14 protein-coding genes are annotated in these 17,170 nt (G+C 71.1%); 11 read left to right on the top strand and 3 right to left on the bottom strand.

Features of this window, described 5'->3' with window-relative positions:
* The first annotated feature begins 22 nt into the window (after positions 1 to 22).
* From rsmA to QIS96_RS06595, 7 genes are all read left to right on the top strand, one after another.
* Positions 23 to 895 (top strand): 16S rRNA (adenine(1518)-N(6)/adenine(1519)-N(6))-dimethyltransferase RsmA, encoded by an 873-nt coding sequence (rsmA, locus tag QIS96_RS06565; protein ID WP_282541435.1) that lies wholly within the window; start codon positions 23 to 25, stop codon positions 893 to 895.
* Positions 892 to 1,797 carry a 4-(cytidine 5'-diphospho)-2-C-methyl-D-erythritol kinase gene (locus QIS96_RS06570; RefSeq protein WP_282541436.1) on the top strand — a complete coding sequence of 302 codons (906 nt, stop codon included), beginning with the start codon at positions 892 to 894 and terminating at the stop codon, positions 1,795 to 1,797. The genes rsmA and QIS96_RS06570 overlap by 4 nt, the downstream gene beginning before the upstream one ends.
* Positions 1,798 to 2,589: 792 nt before the next feature.
* On the top strand, positions 2,590 to 4,410 hold the full coding sequence (locus QIS96_RS06575; RefSeq protein ID WP_282541437.1) for an ABC-F family ATP-binding cassette domain-containing protein: 1,821 nt from the start codon (positions 2,590 to 2,592) through the stop codon (positions 4,408 to 4,410).
* A gap of 82 nt (positions 4,411 to 4,492) precedes the next feature.
* Positions 4,493 to 4,918, top strand: coding sequence for a hypothetical protein (locus tag QIS96_RS06580; protein WP_282541438.1), 426 nt, complete (start codon positions 4,493 to 4,495; stop codon positions 4,916 to 4,918).
* Between the two features lie 233 nt (positions 4,919 to 5,151).
* Positions 5,152 to 6,978, top strand: a complete 1,827-nt coding sequence (locus QIS96_RS06585) for an outer membrane protein assembly factor BamB family protein (RefSeq protein WP_282541439.1) — start codon at positions 5,152 to 5,154, stop codon at positions 6,976 to 6,978.
* Between the two features lie 126 nt (positions 6,979 to 7,104).
* Positions 7,105 to 8,913, top strand: a complete 1,809-nt coding sequence (locus QIS96_RS06590; protein ID WP_282541440.1) for an outer membrane protein assembly factor BamB family protein — start codon at positions 7,105 to 7,107, stop codon at positions 8,911 to 8,913.
* A gap of 265 nt (positions 8,914 to 9,178) precedes the next feature.
* The gene (locus QIS96_RS06595) at positions 9,179 to 9,892 is read left to right on the top strand and encodes a response regulator transcription factor (RefSeq protein WP_282541441.1); all 714 of its coding nucleotides are present in this window, start codon (positions 9,179 to 9,181) and stop codon (positions 9,890 to 9,892) included.
* Here QIS96_RS06595 and QIS96_RS06600 read toward each other — a convergent pair.
* Both QIS96_RS06600 and QIS96_RS06605 read right to left on the bottom strand, forming a co-directional pair.
* Positions 9,846 to 10,130, bottom strand: coding sequence for a hypothetical protein (locus tag QIS96_RS06600; protein WP_282541442.1), 285 nt, complete (start codon positions 10,128 to 10,130; stop codon positions 9,846 to 9,848). The genes QIS96_RS06595 and QIS96_RS06600 overlap by 47 nt on opposite strands.
* A 21-nt stretch (positions 10,131 to 10,151) precedes the next feature.
* Positions 10,152 to 11,822, bottom strand: a complete 1,671-nt coding sequence (locus QIS96_RS06605) for a sodium:solute symporter family protein (RefSeq protein ID WP_282541443.1) — start codon at positions 11,820 to 11,822, stop codon at positions 10,152 to 10,154.
* A gap of 193 nt (positions 11,823 to 12,015) precedes the next feature.
* On the opposite strand from QIS96_RS06605, the gene galT reads away from it, so the two are divergent.
* The 4 genes from galT (at position 12,016) to QIS96_RS06625 (ending at position 16,645) form a co-directional block, all read left to right on the top strand.
* Positions 12,016 to 13,071: a galactose-1-phosphate uridylyltransferase gene (gene galT / locus QIS96_RS06610; RefSeq protein ID WP_282541444.1), complete on the top strand. Its 1,056-nt coding sequence runs from the start codon at positions 12,016 to 12,018 to the stop codon at positions 13,069 to 13,071.
* Positions 13,068 to 14,039 carry a UDP-glucose 4-epimerase GalE gene (gene galE, locus QIS96_RS06615; protein WP_282541445.1) on the top strand — a complete coding sequence of 324 codons (972 nt, stop codon included), beginning with the start codon at positions 13,068 to 13,070 and terminating at the stop codon, positions 14,037 to 14,039. Before galT ends, galE begins: the two co-directional genes overlap by 4 nt.
* Positions 14,009 to 15,172: a galactokinase gene (gene galK / locus QIS96_RS06620; protein ID WP_408907134.1), complete on the top strand. Its 1,164-nt coding sequence runs from the start codon at positions 14,009 to 14,011 to the stop codon at positions 15,170 to 15,172. Before galE ends, galK begins: the two co-directional genes overlap by 31 nt.
* A gap of 666 nt (positions 15,173 to 15,838) precedes the next feature.
* Positions 15,839 to 16,645 carry a LuxR C-terminal-related transcriptional regulator gene (locus tag QIS96_RS06625; RefSeq protein WP_282541447.1) on the top strand — a complete coding sequence of 269 codons (807 nt, stop codon included), beginning with the start codon at positions 15,839 to 15,841 and terminating at the stop codon, positions 16,643 to 16,645.
* Here the strand turns inward: QIS96_RS06625 and tamR are convergent.
* Positions 16,604 to 17,101: a MarR family transcriptional regulator TamR gene (gene tamR, locus QIS96_RS06630; RefSeq protein ID WP_282541448.1), complete on the bottom strand. Its 498-nt coding sequence runs from the start codon at positions 17,099 to 17,101 to the stop codon at positions 16,604 to 16,606. The two genes, QIS96_RS06625 and tamR, sit on opposite strands and share 42 nt — an antisense overlap.
* Positions 17,102 to 17,170: the final 69 nt, after the last annotated feature.

The following is a 17,170-nucleotide window of genomic DNA, read 5'->3' on the forward strand; positions in this document are numbered from 1 at the left end:
GAACCCCCCTTACCCTTGTGCGGTGAGCAACAGCGCGAGCCCCGACGCCCTCCTCGGCCCGGCCGACATCCGTGAACTGGCCGCCGCCCTGGGTGTACGCCCCACCAAGCAGCGCGGCCAGAACTTCGTCATCGACGCCAACACCGTCCGCCGGATCGTCCGCACCGCCGAGGTGCGCCCCGACGACGTGGTCGTGGAGGTCGGCCCCGGGCTCGGCTCGCTGACGCTCGCGCTCCTGGAGACCGCGGACCGGGTCACGGCCGTCGAGATCGACGACGTCCTCGCCGCCGCGCTGCCCGCCACCATCGAGGCCCGGATGCCGCAGCGCGCCGACCGCTTCGCGCTCGTGCACTCCGACGCGATGCTCGTCGACGAGCTGCCCGGCCCGCCGCCCACCGCGCTCGTCGCGAACCTGCCGTACAACGTGGCCGTGCCCGTCCTCCTGCACATGCTCGCGACGTTCCCGAGCATCGACCGCACGCTCGTCATGGTGCAGTCCGAGGTCGCCGACCGCCTCGCCGCCACCCCCGGCTCGAAGGTCTACGGAGTGCCCTCCGTGAAGGCCAACTGGTACGCGGAGGTCAAGCGCGCCGGCGCCATCGGCCGCAACGTCTTCTGGCCCGCGCCGAACGTGGACAGCGGCCTGGTCTCCCTGGTCCGGCGCACCGAGCCCGTCGCGACGACCGCCTCCCGCGCGGAGGTCTTCGCCGTCGTCGACGCCGCGTTCGCCCAGCGCCGCAAGACCCTGCGCGCCGCCCTCGCCGGCTGGGCCGGTTCGGCCGCAGCGGCCGAGGCCGCGCTCGTCGCCGCCGGGGTCTCCCCGCAGGCGCGCGGCGAGGCCCTCACCGTCGAGCAGTTCGCGAAGATCGCCGAGAACAAGGGGGCCGGGCAGTGAGTGTGACGGTACGCGTACCCGCGAAGGTCAACGTCCAGCTGGCGGTCGGCGGCGCCCGGCCCGACGGCTTCCACGACCTGGCCAACGTGTTCCTGGCGGTCGGCCTGTACGACGAGGTCACGGCGACCCCCGCCGACTCGTTGCGGGTGACGTGCTCGGGCCCGGACGCGGCTCAAGTCCCGCTGGACGCGAGCAACTTGGCGGCGCGCGCGGCGCTTGCGCTGGGGGAGCGGTACGGGGTTCCGGCCGACGTACATCTGCACATCGCCAAGGACATCCCCGTCGCCGGCGGTATGGCGGGCGGCAGCGCGGACGCGGCGGGCGCGCTGGTCGCCTGCGACGCGCTGTGGGGTACGAACGCATCCCGTGCCGAACTCCTCGACATCTGCGCCGAGTTGGGCAGCGACGTGCCGTTCAGCCTGGTCGGCGGGGCGGCGCTCGGCGTCGGGCGCGGCGAGCGGCTCACCGAGCTCGCGGTCGGCGGCACCTTCCACTGGGTCTTCGCGGTGGCCGACGGCGGGCTGTCCACGCCGGCCGTGTACCGCGAGTCCGACCGCATGTGGGAGGGCCACGACGTCCCCGCCCCCGAAGCCTCGCCCGCGCTCATCGAAGCCCTGCGCGCCGGGGACGCGGAGGCGCTCGCCGGGGTGCTGAGCAACGACCTGGAGCCGGCCGCGCTCTCCCTCTTCCCCGCGCTCGAGTCGACGCTCACGGCGGGCCTGGACGCGGGCGCCCTTGCCGCCCTGGTCTCCGGCTCGGGTCCGACGACGGCGTTCCTCGCGGCGGATGCGGGGTCGGCGGAGGGGGTTGCGGAGGCCCTGCGCAAGTCCGGTACCTGTCGCGCGGCGCGCGTGGCCTCGTCCCCGGCCCCGGGTGCGACGCTCACCTCTCCTACGAGCTAGCCCCTGTATGTCGGGGCTCCGCCCCGCCAGTCCCTGCCCGAGGCTGCCGCCCCCGGACCCGACCTCGGGGCTCCGCCCCGCCCCCAGCCGTCGTTCGCCTGCCCCACCGTCGTGGCTGATCGCGCAGTTCCCCGCGCCCCTTTCGGGTCCGGGGGCTTCGCCCCTGGCCCCGCCCCCGGCTTGTCGTTCGTCTGCCCCGCCGCGGTGGCTGGTCGCGCAGTTCCCCGCGCCCCTGTCGGGGCTTCGCCCCGCCCCCAGCTGTCGTTCGTCTGCCGCGCCGTCGTGGCTGGTCGCGCAGTTCCCCGCGCCCCTTTCGGGTCCGGGGGCTTCGCCCCTGGCCCCGCCCCCGGCTTGTCGTTCGTCTGCCGCGCCGTCGTGGCTGGTCGCGCAGTTCCCCGCGCCCCTTTCGGGGCTCCGCCCCGCCACCAGCTGTCGTTCGTCTGTCGCGCTGTGGTGGTTGGTCGCGCAGTTCCCTGCGCTTCTGTCGGGGCTTCGCTCCGTTCCCGCCGTCGTGGCCGGTCGTGCCTACGCGGCGGAGCCGCAGATGTCACAGCCCCTGCTGGGGGTGAATTCAGCCCCTCCGGCGTTTGAGCAGCGGGGTCCGGGGCGGAGCCCCGTGGTGGGGTTCAGGGGCGGCAGCCCCGGGGAGCGGGGGTCCGGGGGTGCAGCCCCCGTGGCCGTCCGCCAGGACTTTCGGGAAGGGGCGGGGTGGGGAAGGAAGAAGGGGCCCCCGGGCAACGGTGCCGAACGGACTACGCTGGGACGTCGACCCGAACGCACCCCAGGAGTGAAATGGCAGTCAACCTCGTCAATGTCGAGGCAGTCAGCAAGGTGTACGGCACCCGTGCCCTGCTCGACGCAGTCTCCCTCGGCGTCTCCGAGGGCGACCGCATCGGCGTCGTGGGCCGCAACGGCGACGGCAAGACCACCCTCATCCGGATGCTCGCCAAGCTGGAGGAGGCCGACACCGGCAGGGTCACGCACAGCGGCGGCCTGCGCCTCGGCGTCCTCACACAGCACGACTCCCTCGACCCCGAGGCCACCGTCCGGCACGAGGTCATCGGCGACATGGCCGACCACGAGTGGGCGGGCGACGCCAAGGTCAGGGACGTACTGACCGGCCTCTTCGGCGGCCTCGACCTGCCCGGCTTCGAGAAGGGCCTCGACACGGTCATCGGCCCGCTCTCCGGCGGCGAGCGCCGCCGTATCGCGCTGGCCAAGCTGCTCATCGCCGAGCAGGACCTGATCGTCCTCGACGAGCCCACCAACCACCTGGACGTGGAGGGCATCGCCTGGCTCGCCGGGCATCTGCGCGAGCGCCGCTCCGCGCTCGTCTGCGTCACCCACGACCGCTGGTTCCTCGACCAGGTCTGCACCCGCATGTGGGACGTGCAGCGCGGCGACGTCTTCGAGTACGAGGGCGGCTACAGCGACTACGTCTTCGCGCGGGCCGAGCGCGAGCGGATCGCCGCCACCGAGGAGGCCAAGCGGCAGAACCTGATGCGCAAGGAGCTGGCCTGGCTGCGGCGCGGAGCCCCCGCCCGTACGTCCAAGCCGCGCTACCGCATCGAGGCCGCCAACGAGCTGATCGCCGATGTGCCGCCGCCGCGCGACACCTCCGAGCTGATGAAGTTCGCGAGCGCCCGGCTCGGCAAGACGGTCTTCGACCTGGAGGACGTGACCGTACAGGCCGGCCCGAAGGTGCTGCTCAAGCACCTGACCTGGCAGCTCGGCCCCGGTGACCGCATCGGCCTGGTCGGTGTGAACGGCGCGGGCAAGACCTCGCTGCTGCGCGCGCTCGCGGCGGCCGCCCGCAGCCAGGGCGAGGAGCAGCCCGCGGCGGGCAAGGTCGTCGTCGGCAAGACCGTGAAGCTGGCCTATCTCTCCCAGGAGGTCGGCGAGTTGGACCCGACCTGGCGGGTGCTGCAGGCCGTGCAGCAGGTCAAGGACCGGGTCGACCTCGGCAAGGGCCGGGAGCTGACCGCGGGCCAGCTGTGCGAGCAGTTCGGCTTCGGCAAGGAGAAGCAGTGGACGCCCGTGGGCGACCTGTCGGGCGGTGAGCGGCGGCGGCTGCAGATCCTCCGGCTCCTGATGGACGAGCCGAACGTCCTGTTCCTCGACGAGCCCACCAACGACCTCGACATCGAGACGCTGACGCAGCTGGAGGACGTTCTCGACGGCTGGCCCGGCTCGATGGTGGTCATCTCGCACGACCGTTTCTTCATCGAGCGCACCACGGACAAGGTGTTCGCCCTGCTCGGCGACGGCGCGCTGCGGATGCTGCCGCGCGGCATCGACGAGTACCTGGAGCGCAGGCACCGCATGGAGGAGGCCGTCGCCGCCGCGGCGACCCCGGCCGCGTCCGCGCCGCAGAGCGGCACGGCGCCGGCGAAGTCCTCGGCGGACGCCCGTGCCGCGAAGAAGGAACTGCAGAAGATCGAGCGCCAACTGGACAAGATCTCCGAAAAGGAGACGAAGCTCCACGCGCAGATCGCCGAGAACGCCACGGACTTCGGCCGCGTCGCTCAACTCGACGCCGAGCTGCGCGAACTCGTCGGCGAGCGCGAAGAGTTGGAGATGCGCTGGCTGGAACTGGCCGAGGACGCGGGCTGATTGCGCAGTCGATCACTTTGCTAGGGTTCGCGTAACGCCCTTTGTTTCATGGGGCGTTCGAGACCAGATTGACGGGGGAAACATGATCAAGCTGCGTCACGCACTACTCGCGTCCGGCGTCGCTGCAGGAGTTCTGTTCGCCGGAGCGGCGCCCAGCCACGCTCAGGAGGCCGGTGCCAGCACGAGTGTCAACTCGGCCGCCCGAGCTGCGGTCGGGTGGGACTGGTACACGAAGAACAAGATCGTGAACGTGGACCTGGCAGTCGACGACACCAAAGCGGACGGGCATCGGGCGTACGCCCGGCTGGTCACCAAGACGCGTGGGGGCACGGTGGTGCGGTACTCCAAGCGCTGGGTCACCGGTGGCGCCGGTGACGGTAACCACTACAACAACCTGCAGGCCAGCGACAGCCGGGGAATCGCTGCCGCGACCATCGAAGTGTGCATCGACGACGCGGGCGCCGACACCTGCGAGTTGGCCGGCTGGAAGTACAACGAGATCGGTTAGTAGCCGCGCGGCTGTGCCGTAACGAGTGCATCACGGGCCGGTCCTCCCTTGGGAACAAGGGGGCGACCGGCGCCGCCGTGTGTCCATGGGCAGTGGTAAAAAGAAGCCCCGCTCGACAGACATACAGATACGGGGACAATGCCCGATTCGCTCCTTTCCGGGGGGATTTGACCAACGGAATTGCGGGGGAGGTCGGTCGGGCTGCGGGACCCGTGTGAAGAGGTACACCGCTGATGAGTCAGCCGCCGCAGCCGCCCGGTGGTGCCGGGGCACCGCAGGACCCTCAGCAGGGGATGTCCAAGGCGCCCGGTCAGCCGCCGCAGACACCTCCGGTGCCTCCCGCTCCGCCGTCCGCGCCGCCCGCCACCCCGCCGCCCGCGCCGCCGCCCGCGGCTCCTCCGGTCGCGCCGCCGCCCGCACAGCCCGGGTACGGCTACCCGCAGCCCGGCCAGCCGGCCGCCGACAACCCGTACGCCCAGGCGCAGCCGGGTCCGTACGGTCAGCCGGGGCAGCCCGGAGCCCCCGGCGCTCCCGGGCAGGCGCCGTACGGATACCCGCAGCAGCCGCAGTACCCGGGGGCGCCCGCGCCCGGCATGCCCGGCGGCCCCGGAGGCCCCGGCGGCTCGGGCAACCCGTTCAAGGGCAAGCCCGCCGTCGTCATCGGTGCGGCCCTCGCCGCGGTCCTCGTGATCGGCGGCGGCGTCTGGTTCGCCACCAGCGGTGACGAGGAGCCGAAGAAGAAGCAGCCCATCGCCAAGGGCGGCGGCGACAACAAGCCGACCGACGCAGGCGAGGAGACCGCGGGCAGCCGCGACGGCGGCGAGGACGACCTCAACTCCGGCCGCAAGCCCGGCGAGGCGAAGGCCTGGGTGGCCAAGAACGATCTCGACACCCCGCGCAACGGCGCCGAGCTCATGAACATCTGGACCGTGGGCGACCACGTCATCCAGGCCGGGTACAAGGAGGTCACCGCCTTCAAGACGAGCGACGGCAGCAAGGCCTGGAGCGTCAAGCTGCCGCACGCCGTGTGCGACACCCCGCCCCGCCCCTCCGAGGACGGCATGGTCGTCGTGGCCCACAAGGACACGGACAGCCAGGAGAAGAGCAAGTGCAACCAGCTCCAGATGATCGACCTCAACACGGGTGAGAAGGGCTGGCAGAAGAAGACCGAGACGGGCGGCCTCTTCGACTCGACCGTCACGCTCGACCTGGAGATCGCCGGCGAGAACGTGATGGTGGCCCGCTCCCAGTCGGGCAGCGCGTACAGCCTGAAGGACGGCAAGGAGCAGTACACCCTGAAGAAGGACCGGGGCTGCTTCCCCAACTCCTTCGCCGCCGACGGGGATTCGGTGCTCGCCGTCGACTCCTGCCTGGCCCAGCCGGACAAGAACGAGCAGCTCAAGTCGATCGACCCGCAGACCGGCAAGGTCAAGTGGCGCTTCATGACGCCCAAGGGCTTCCAGGTGCAGAAGGTCTACTCGGTCAAGCCGCTCGTCGTCTCCCTGGTCAACCGGGACGACAAGTCCTGGAACATCGTCGCGTTCAAGGACAACGGCAAGGTCCGCTCGCAGCTCGACGGCGGCAAGGACTCGTTCACGCAGCGCTGCGGCATGTCCATCCTGGAGAAGGAGCTGCAGAGCTGCCAGGGCATGGTCGCCACCGACGACCTCTTCTTCATGGCCACCGAGACGAAGAAGTCCGGCGACTACGACCGCAGCAACGAGATCATCGCGTTCGACCTCGACAGCGGAAAGCCCAAGTGGCGCGGCGAGACCGAGGACCCGCGCTCGCTGCTCCCGCTCGCCGCGGACGACTCCGGCAACCTGATCGCGTACGTCGAGCCGACCTTCGACAAGGCCGGCCAGACCGTGCGGTTCGGCCCCGAAGGCGGCAAGCCGAAGGTGCTCCTGCAGCACCCGGAGACCACGGCGAGCGTCGAGAACTCCGTGGTCGGCATGGGGCAGATGGCCTACGCGGACGGCCGTCTCTACGCCACGTCCTCGCGGCTCATGGGTCGTGACGGCGACGAGGAGCCCCGCATGCTGTCCTTCGGCGAGTAAGTCCCCAGGGGCGTCCCCCGAGTTCCGCGAGCCCACCGCTCGCGGACCGGCGGGACGCCCTCTGGCCGTTTGTACGCCCGGCCCGTCCCCCCGGCCCGTCCCCCAGTCAGACAGGTAGAAGAAACGATGACGCAGCCGCCCCCGCCGCCGCCCCAGCCGTCGAACGACCCCCGCAAGGAGGGTTTCGGCGCGCCGCAGAGCCCGCCCCCCGCCGGTGGCTTCGGCGCCCCGCCGCCGCCCGCGCCCGGCACGCCCCCGCCCGCGCAGCCCCCGGGCCCGCCGCCCGGCCAGCCGGCGTACGGCTATCCGCCGCAGGCGCCCGGCACCCCGCCGCCGCCCGCGCCGGGCACGCCCCCGCCGGGCCAGCCGGGTCAGCCGGGTCAGCCGGGTCAGCCGGGTCAGCAGGGGTACGGATATCCGGCCCCGGGCCAGCCGCCGTACGGCTACCAGCAGTACCCGCCGCAGCACGTCACCCAGCCGATGGGCGGCCCCGGCGGCCCCGGTGGCGGCAAGAAGTTCAACTCGCAGATGGCGATCATCGTCGCCTCGGTGGTCGCGGTCGCGCTGATCGTCGGCGGCGGTGTCTGGTACTCGTCCTCCAGCGGTGACCCCAAGGAAGAGGCCAAGGCCGGCGAGACCACCGGCGGCAAGGGCGGCGACAGCGGTCCGGCCGGTGGCGGCGGCGAGGAGAAGGTCCCGTCGAACACCGCGTCGCAGGTCCGCTTCCAGCTGCCCGCCCCGAAGGTCGGCGCCGACACCACCCTCAGCGTCAAGGGCTCCTGGCTCACCGACGACGCGTACGTGAAGAGCGGCGACAGCAAGATCGTCGGGTACGAGCCGAAGAGCGGCAAGGAGCTGTGGACGCTGCCGCTGTCCGGGCCGACCTGCGCCGGCTCCCGCCAGGTCTCGGAGGACGGCCTGGCCGCCGTGGTCTTCGAGGCCGAGGGCAAGAAGGAGTACAACGGCTGCAGCCAGATCGCCGTCTTCGACACCAAGACCGGCGACAAGCTGTGGCAGAAGGAGGTCAGCGACGGCGGTGACAAGGCCGACTTCCAGGAGATCGTCATCTCCGAGCAGACCGTCGCGGTCGGCGGCGGCACGGACGGCGGCGCGGCCTTCGAGCTGAAGTCCGGCAAGCCCCGCTGGGCGCCCAAGCCCTCTGACACCTGCAAGGACGCCGGGTACGCGGGCGGCGAGCAGCTGGTCGCGGTCCGCGAGTGCGGCTCGTACGACAACCCGCGGGTCGAGGTCCAGCTGATCGACGCGGTCTCGGGCACTCCCAAGTGGACGTACAAGCTGCCCCCCGGCATCGACAACGCCAAGGTGATGTCGACGAAGCCGGTGGTGTTCGGCGTGGACTCGGGTGAGATCACCGACACCGGCGTCACGGACATCTTCGCCCTGGACGAGGCGGGCAAGCTGCGCAGCAAGGCGGCGCTCGGCAAGCGCGAGTACCAGCTCGACTGCGACGTGAACATGGTCCAGGAGTGCAACGGAGTCGTCGTCGGCAACGACCGGGTGTACCTGCCGACGGCCCAGCACCAGGGCAGCGGCGACTACGGCATGACGAACGAGATCGTCGCCTTCGACCTGGCCACCGGCAAGACGGCCGGCCCCAAGGCGGACGCGGGCGAGAAGTACCAGATGCTGCCGCTGCGGATGGACGGCACGAACATCCTCGCGTACAAGATCCCGCCGTACGACAAGGGCGGTCAGGTCGTCACCATCGACCCGAAGACCGGCAAGCAGACGGTGCTCCTTGAGAACCCGGCGCAGGAGGACATCCGTGACGCCGAGACGCAGTTCGTTCTGCCCGACGGGGCCGAGATGCTCTACGGCGACGGAGCCCTGTACATCTCGGACAAGCTGATGTCGAAGCCGAGCGCGGCCGACACCCGCAAGCGGAACCTCGCGGTGGTGTTCGGCGCCAACTGAGCGCGCGGCGCGGTCACTTCACGCGGACTCACGCGGACTCACGCGGACTCACGCGGTCACTTCACGCGGGCCGTCTCCCTCCACCGGGGGGAGACGGCCCGCGTCCCGTTTCCCACCCGGTGGACAGGGCGCGGGATTTTCGGCAATCGGGCGGCATCTCTCCGGTAGGGGGCGCGCGATGTCGAACAAGCGTGTAGCTTCCGGGGAACGGCGGGCCGGGGGGTCCCCGCCGCCGACGGGTCGCAGGGGATCTGGGGGTGGCGCGATGGTGGTGCGGCTCATGGTGGTCGACGATCACCGTCTGCATGCCGAGGCGCTCGCCTCGGCCCTGAAACTGCGCGGCCACCGGGTGCTCGCCGCCGCCGCGCCGGCCGCCGGAGCGGCCGACCTCGTGGTGCAGCGCGCGCCGGAGGTGTGCGTTCTCGGCACGGCCGCCCCGGCGGAGCCGGGCGCGTTCGACCCGGTGGTGCGGATCAAGCGGGACCGGCCGCAGGTCGCGGTCCTCGTCCTCGGCCCGGTGCCGTCGCCGCGCGGCATAGCGGCGGCGTTCGCCGCGGGCGCCTCCGGTTACGTACGGCACGACGAGCGCATCGAGGGCGTCGAGCGGGCCATCATGAAGGCCAGGGCGGGGGAGGCGGCCGTGGCGCCGGCGCTGTTGGCGGGTGCGTTCGCCGACCTGCTCAACCCGCCCGCCAAGGCCGACGACGAGGGCCACCGGCTGCTGCAGCTCCTGACGCCGCGCGAGGTCGAGGTCCTGGTGCGGGTGGCGGACGGCGAGGACACCCGGCTGATCGCGGCGGGCATGGGCATAGCGCCGAGCACGGCCCGTACGCACGTACAGCGGGTCCTGATGAAGCTGGACGTCGGCTCCCGCCTGGAGGCGGCGGCGCTCGCGGCGCGTACAGGCCTGCTCGACCGGGCAACGACTGTGGCTATTCCTGCGGGGCCTCGGCCGGGGTCGGAGCCTGGGTCGGCCTGAGCCACACCCAGCCCAGGAAGAACAGGCCGAGGGCCAGCATCGCGAGGCCCGTCCACAGGTTGATGTTGATGTCCTGGGCCTTCTTCAGGTCGGCCTCGGACGCGGTGATCCCGGCGATCGTGACGATCACGCCGTACACCACGAACAGGCCGCCGATGATGCGCCGGATGTCGAAGAGACGGGCGGCGGTGGCGGACCTGGCCTCCAACTCGGAGACTTCGCGCTGCAGTTCAGACATTCTGGGTGCCTCCGATCGGGGTCAGAAGGAGTACGGGACGTAGCAGGCGGCGGCAAGGACGATCGCGCCCCAGCCGAGCAGGGCGGGCCTGCGGTACCAGACCTGGTCGCCCTCCTGGGGAGGCTCCTCCATGCCGGGCGACTTGGTGCCGTACACCAGACCGGCGAGCTCGGCCTCCGGCTTGGGCGCGGTGAACAGGGTGACGAGGACCATCACCAGCGCGCCGGCGACGAAGCCGACGATCGCGGAGACGAAGTTGGCGCCCTGGTCGGAGGGGATGTCGATGACGCCCTGCTTGTAGATGACGAAGTAGTTGACCATCGCGGCCGTGGTGCCCGCGAGCAGACCCCACACACCGGATTTCATGGAGGCCCGCTTCCAGAACATGCCGATGATGAAGACCACGAACATCGGCACGTTGAAGAAGGAGAACAGCGTCTGCAGATACCCCATGATGTTGCTGAAGCTCGCGGCGAGGAAGGCCGTGCCGATCGAGGCGAGCACACCGATCGCGGTGATCAGCCGCCCGAACTTCAAGTAGTACGTGTCCGGGCGCCCCTTGACCACGTACTTGGCCCAGATGTCGGCCGTGAACACGGTGTTGAAGGACGAGACGTTCGCCGCCATGCCCGCCATGAACGCGGCGAGCAGACCGGTCACGGCGATGCCGAGCACACCGTTGGGCAGCAACTCCTGCATGAGCAGCGGGATCGCGTCGTTGTACGTCAGGTCCGAGCCCGCGGTGCCGATCTTCGGGACGAGGACGGCGGCGACCAGGCCGGGGATCATCACGATGAAGACGATGAAGATCTTCGGGAACGCGGCGATCAGCGGGGTGCGCTGGGCCGCCGACAGGTTCTTCGCGGACAGGGCGCGCTGCACCTCGGCGAAGTTGGTCGTCCAGTAGCCGAAGGACAGCACGAAGCCGAGGCCGAGCACGATGGTCAGCCAGTTCGCGCCGAGCGGGTTGGGGTCGCCGATGCCCGTACCGCCCCAGGCGGTGAGGAAGTCGCCGCCGTGCTGCCGCGTGAGCGAGTCGCTGAGGCCGTCCCAGCCGCCGACCCGCTTCAGGCCGAGGATCGTCAGGGGTATCAGCGCCGCGAGGATCACGAAGAACTGCAGGACCTCGTTGTAGATCGCCGAGGAGAGACCGCCGATCGTGATGTACGCGAGGACGAAGAGCCCGGCGACGACGATCGACACCCACTGCGGCCAGCCGAGCAGCGCCTCGACCACGATCGACAGGGCGTACAGGTTGACGCCCGCGATCAGGATCGAGGCGAAAGCGAACAGGACCGAGCTCAGCAGATGTGCGGACTTGTCGAAGCGCTGGAGCAGGAACTCAGGCACGCTTCGAACCTTGGAGCCGTAGTAGAAGGGCATCATCACCAGGCCGAGGAAGACCATGGCCGGGATGGCGCCGATCCAGTACCAGTGCACGACGGCCACGCCGTACTGCGCGCCGGTGGCGGCCATGCCCAGGATCTCGGTGGCGCCGAGGTTGGCGGCCACGAAGGCGAGGCCCGTGACCCAGGCGGGCAGGGAGCGCCCGGAGAGGAAGAAGTCGAGGCTGGTCTTCACGCTGCGCCGGGCGGCGAAACCGATGCCCAGGACGACGGCGAAGTAGATCGCCAGGATCGCGTAGTCCAGCCCGTTGGTGGGGAGCCGTAGCCCGTCGGCCAAGTAGTGCATGGAGGGTCTCTCGCTGTCTCTCGCTTCGTTGCGCGAACTGATCAGACCGGAACCTACGCCCCCAGCTTCAGAAACTGAACACTTGTGTTGGTGTTCTTTGTTTGATCGTGATCGTTGACGGTGCTGTTCAGTTGTGGTTTGTTATGTTCGATTCTGTTTATGTGTACGTGGCTGTGATGGGGGAGTCCCAGACGTGAAGAAGACCTCGACCCGGCTCGCCGACGGTCGTGAGCTCATCCACTACGACGCGAAGGACGACGTGGCCCGGACGGCCGTCGACCGCCGCCCCCTCGACCCGGTCGCCACCAACTCCGAGATCCGCCGGGACCCGCTGCTCGGCGACTTCGTCGCCGTCGCCTCGCACCGCCAGGGCCGCACCTACCTCCCGCCGGCCGACGAGTGCCCCCTGTGCCCCACCGCCGGGGACCGGCTCACCGAGATCCCCGACTCCTCGTACGACGTGGTCGTCTTCGAGAACCGCTTCCCCTCCCTCGCCGACGACTCCGGGCGATGCGAGGTCGTCTGCTTCACCTCCGACCACGACGCGTCCTTCGCCGACCTCTCCGACGAACAGGCCCGGCTCGTCCTCGACGCCTGGACCGACCGGACCGCCGAGCTGTCCCGACTGCCGTCCGTCGCACAGGTCTTCTGCTTCGAGAACCGCGGCGCGGAGATCGGCGTGACCCTCGGCCACCCGCACGGCCAGATCTACGGCTACCCGGACGTCACTCCGCGCACCGCCCTGATGCTCCGCTCCCTCGCCGCCCACCGGAAGCGGGCCGGCCGCAACCTCTTCGACGACGTACTCGCCGAGGAAAGCGCCGCAGAACGGGTCGTCCTGGACGCCGAGCACTGGATCGCGTACGTCCCTCACGCGGCGCACTGGCCGTACGAGGTGCATCTGCACCCCAAGCGGCGCGTGCCCGATCTGCTCGCGCTCGACGAGGCCGCGCGCACCGAGTTCCCCCAGGTCTATCTGGAGCTCTTGCGACGCTTCGACCGGATCTTCGGCCCCGGTGAACCGCCCACGCCGTACATCGCCGCCTGGCACCAGGCGCCGTTCACGGACCTGGGGGAGTACGAGGTGGACCGCCACGAATTCGCGCTGCACCTCGAGCTTTTCACCATTCGACGCACTTCCGGCAAGCTGAAGTTCCTCGCGGGTTCCGAATCCGGCATGAACGTGTTCATCAACGACGTGCCGCCGGAGACCGCGGCCGAGCGACTGCGAGAGGTAGCGAGTTCATGAGCGGGAAGTACCTGGTCACGGGTGGCGCGGGCTATGTCGGCAGTGTGGTGGCCGCGCATCTTCTGGAGGCGGGCCACGAGGTGACGGTCCTCGACAACCTCTCCACCGGCTTCCGCGAAGGCGTGCCCGCGGGCGCCGAGTTCATCGAGGGCGACATCCGGGATGCCGCCAAGTGGCTGGACGCTGGTGAGTCGGCGTATGACGCGGTGCTGCACTTCGCCGCGTTCTCGCAGGTCGGCGAGTCCGTCGTCAAGCCCGAGAAGTACTGGGAGAACAACGTCGGCGGCACCATGGCGCTGCTCGCCGCGATGCGCTCGGCCGGCGTCCGCAAGCTGGTGTTCTCCTCCACGGCCGCCACCTACGGCGAGCCCGAGGAGGTCCCGATCCGCGAGACCGCCCCGACCGCGCCCACCAACCCGTACGGCGCATCCAAGCTCGCCGTCGACCACATGATCTCCGGCGAGTGCGCGGCCCACGGGCTCGCGGCCGTCTCGCTCCGCTACTTCAACGTGGCGGGCGCGTACGGAGATTCGGGCGAGCGGCACGACCCCGAGTCGCACCTCATCCCGCTCGTCCTCCAGGTCGCCCAGGGCCGCCGCGAGGCCATCTCCGTCTTCGGCGACGACTACCCGACCCCGGACGGCACCTGCGTACGCGACTACATCCACGTCGCCGACCTCGCCGAGGCCCACCTGCTCGCCCTCGACGCCGCGACCTCCGGCGAGCACCTGATCTGCAACCTCGGCAACGGCAACGGCTTCTCCGTCCGCGAGGTCATCGAGACCGTCCGCGAGGTCACCGGCCACCCGATCCCCGAGGTCATGGCCCCGCGCCGGGCCGGCGACCCGGCCGCTCTCGTCGCCTCCGCGGACACCGCGCGCGAGAAGCTCGGCTGGAACCCGTCCCGCGCCGACCTCGCGGGCATCGTCGCCGACGCATGGGCGTTCGCGCAGCGGGAGGCCAAGTGAGCGCGGCCGAGGCCTTCGAGGCCCTCTACGGGGGTGCGCCGGACGGGGTCTGGGCCGCCCCCGGACGCGTCAACCTGATCGGTGAACACACCGACTACAACGACGGGTTCGTGATGCCCTTCGCGCTCCCGCACACCGCGGTCGCGGCGGTCCGCCGCCGCGACGACGGCGTACTGCGACTGCACTCCGCGGACGTGCCCGGCGCCCCCGTCGAACTGCGCCTCGACGAGCTCACCCCGTCGGGCAGTTGGACCGACTACGTCGCGGGCGTCGCCTGGGCGCTGCGCGACGCCGGGCACGCGGTGGGTGGCGCCGACGTCCACATCGAGTCGACGGTGCCGACGGGCGCGGGCCTCTCCTCCTCCGCGGCCCTGGAGGTCGTCACGGCCCTCGCGCTGAGCGAGCTGTGCGAACTCGGCCTGCACCGCTGGCAGTTGGCCCGCCTCTGCCAGCGCGCCGAGAACGTCTTCGTCGGCGCGCCCACCGGCATCATGGACCAGACCGCATCGGCCTGCTGCACGGACGGGCACGCCCTGTTCCTCGACACCCGCGACCTGGCACAGCAGCAGATCCCCTTCGACCTGGCCGCCCTCGGCCTGCAGCTCCTCGTCGTCGACACCCAGGTCAAGCACGCCCACAGCGACGGCGAGTACGGCAAGCGCCGCGCCGGCTGCGAGGAGGGCGCGGCCGCCCTCGGCGTGACGGCCCTGCGGGACATCGCCTACGAGGACCTGGACGCGGCGCTCGACCGGCTCGACGACGCGGAGGTGCGGCGCCTGGTCCGCCACATCGTCACCGAGAACCGGCGGGTGGAGCGCGTCATCGAACTCCTCTCGGCCGGCGAGGTCCGCGCCATCGGCCCCGTCCTGACGGAAGGCCACGCCTCGCTGCGGGACGACTTCCGCATCTCCTGCCCGGAGTTGGACCTGGCGGTCGACACGGCCCTGTCGTCCGGGGCGCTGGGGGCGCGGATGACGGGGGGCGGGTTCGGGGGGTCGGCGATCGCCCTGGTGGAGTCGTCCTCGGCGGACACGGTCACGAAGGCCCTGGCCGCGGCCTTCACGGAAGCGGGGCTCACCCAGCCGCGGGTCTTCCCCGCGGTCCCGTCTTCGGGCGCACGCCGCCTGGCCTGATCTTTCCCCTACCCCGCCCCTTCCCGGCTGTGCCTGATATGCGGCTACGGCCGCGTGGCCGCGTGGCTGCGGCGCTGCGTTTTCGGCTGCCGCGCCGTCGTGGCAGGTCGCGCAGTTCCCCGCGCCCCTGAAAGGCCGGGGCTGCGCCCCTGAAAGGCCGGGGCTGCGGCCCGGTCCTCGGCTGTCGTTCGGGTGCGGTGCCGTCGTGGCTGGTCGCGCGGTTCCCCGTGCCCCTGACGGGGTCGTATCGCCGCCCAAATTCAGCCTCTCCGGCGTTTGAGATGGGGGTCCCCCCTGCTCGAGCGAAGCCGAGAGCTTGGGGGAGGGGGTCCGGGGGCCGGCCCCCGAAGCCGTCCGCCAGGACTTTCGGGAAGGGGCGGGGTGGGGGAGAGAACAGTTCTGCCGAAGTTCCTTGCGCCGACCGCGCCCGGTCGTACTCTGATGCACAGCACCGGTGGGGGCCGGTGCTGTGCATCAGGGGACGAGACAGCCGGGTACGGCACCCGGAGTGGGGGTAGCAGTCAGAGCACGGCGGCGGCCGAGGCTCCGACGACGAAGCGACCCCGCACCCCGGGCGCCGTACCCGTGCCGTTGTCGCAACTGCCGTCTCCCACCGGGGGGTTCGGGGGCCAGGCGCTCCCCGGAACACGAGCCTGGGGGTATCACGTGGTCCGAATCCGGGTCCTGGTCGTCGACGACCACCGCATCTTCGCCGAGTCACTGGCGGCCGCACTCGCCGCCGAGCCCGACGTCGACGTGGCAGCCGCGGGCAGCGGCCCCGCCGCCCTGCGCTGCCTGGAGCGCGGCCTCGCCGAGGGCCGGCCCTTCGACGTCCTGCTCGTCGACGCCGACCTCGGCGGCCTCGCCCTGCCCGGCATGCGCACCGCACCCCCGCGCGCCGGCGCGCACGCAGGTCAGGGCGAGGCCACGGCCGAGGCGCCGGTCGACGGCATCTCCCTGGTCGCAGGCGTCCGTTCGGCCCACCCCGCGGTCCGTACGGTCGTACTCGCCGAGAAGGACGACCCGCGCCGCGCCGCGCACGCCCTGCAGGCAGGCGCCTCCGGCTGGGTCGCCAAGGAGAGCTCGCTGTCCCGGCTGCTCACCGTCGTCCGCGGCGTCCTGCGGGACGAGACGCACCTGCCGCCCGCCCTGCTCACCGGCGTACTGCGCGAACTCACCGCCGCCCGCAAGCACCGCACCGAGAGCGAGCGGCTCGTGGAGTCCCTGACGCCGCGCGAACGGGAAGTGCTGCGCTGCATGGTCGCGGGCCTGGGGCGCAAAGCCGTCGCCGAGCGCCTCTTCCTGTCGCCGCACACCGTCCGGACGCACATGCAGAACGTCCTGGGGAAGCTGGGGGTCCACTCCACCCTCGCCGCCGTCGCGCTCGCCCGGCGCGCGGGCGTCGCCCCCGTCGAGCCCGAGAAGTCCGCGCTAGCCGGGGATGTTGTCGAACGGGGCGGTCAACTGGCGTAGCAGCCCGGCCAGTTCACCCCGCTGCGCACGCGAGAGCTCCGCGAGGATGGCCCGCTCCTGGTCGAGGAGTCCGGCGAGCGCCTGGTCGGCCCGGTCCCGGCCCTCGGGTGTGAGACGGACCAGGACACCGCGCCGGTCGCTCGGGTCCGGAAGCCGCTCCACCAGGCCTTTCTTGGCGAGCCTGTCGATGCGGTTGGTCATCGTGCCGGAGGTGACGAGGGTCTGCGTGAGCAGTTGTCCCGGCGAGAGCTGATACGGAGCGCCCGCACGCCGCAGCGAGGTGAGGACGTCGAACTCCCAGGGCTCCAGGTTGTGCTCGGAGAAGGCAAGCCGACGGGCCCGGTCGAGATGGCGGGCGAGCCTGCTCACCCGACTCAGCACCTCGAGCGGTTCCACGTCCAGGTCGGGGCGTTCTCTGCGCCACGCCGCGACCAGCCGATCGACCTCGTCCTCCATGGCGATCAGTGTAGTGGGTCCCTCGATGTGAAGTCTCTTGACGTCGAGAGATATTCCGGCTTCGCTGTG

The sequence above is a fragment of the Streptomyces cavernicola genome, assembly GCF_029968035.1.
In the GTDB taxonomy this organism is placed as follows: domain Bacteria; phylum Actinomycetota; class Actinomycetes; order Streptomycetales; family Streptomycetaceae; genus Streptomyces; species Streptomyces cavernicola.

Coding starts and splice junctions, on each gene's coding strand:
- QIS96_RS06575 (WP_282541437.1), top strand. CDS start 2,590: ATGGCAGTCAACCTCGTCAATGTCGAGGCAGTCAGCAAGGTGTACGGC.
- QIS96_RS06580 (WP_282541438.1), top strand. CDS start 4,493: ATGATCAAGCTGCGTCACGCACTACTCGCGTCCGGCGTCGCTGCAGGA.
- QIS96_RS06585 (WP_282541439.1), top strand. CDS start 5,152: ATGAGTCAGCCGCCGCAGCCGCCCGGTGGTGCCGGGGCACCGCAGGAC.
- QIS96_RS06590 (WP_282541440.1), top strand. CDS start 7,105: ATGACGCAGCCGCCCCCGCCGCCGCCCCAGCCGTCGAACGACCCCCGC.
- QIS96_RS06595 (WP_282541441.1), top strand. CDS start 9,179: ATGGTGGTGCGGCTCATGGTGGTCGACGATCACCGTCTGCATGCCGAG.
- QIS96_RS06600 (WP_282541442.1), bottom strand. CDS start 10,130: ATGTCTGAACTGCAGCGCGAAGTCTCCGAGTTGGAGGCCAGGTCCGCC.
- QIS96_RS06605 (WP_282541443.1), bottom strand. CDS start 11,822: ATGCACTACTTGGCCGACGGGCTACGGCTCCCCACCAACGGGCTGGAC.
- galE (WP_282541445.1), top strand. CDS start 13,068: ATGAGCGGGAAGTACCTGGTCACGGGTGGCGCGGGCTATGTCGGCAGT.
- galK (WP_408907134.1), top strand. CDS start 14,009: ATGGGCGTTCGCGCAGCGGGAGGCCAAGTGAGCGCGGCCGAGGCCTTC.
- tamR (WP_282541448.1), bottom strand. CDS start 17,101: ATGGAGGACGAGGTCGATCGGCTGGTCGCGGCGTGGCGCAGAGAACGC.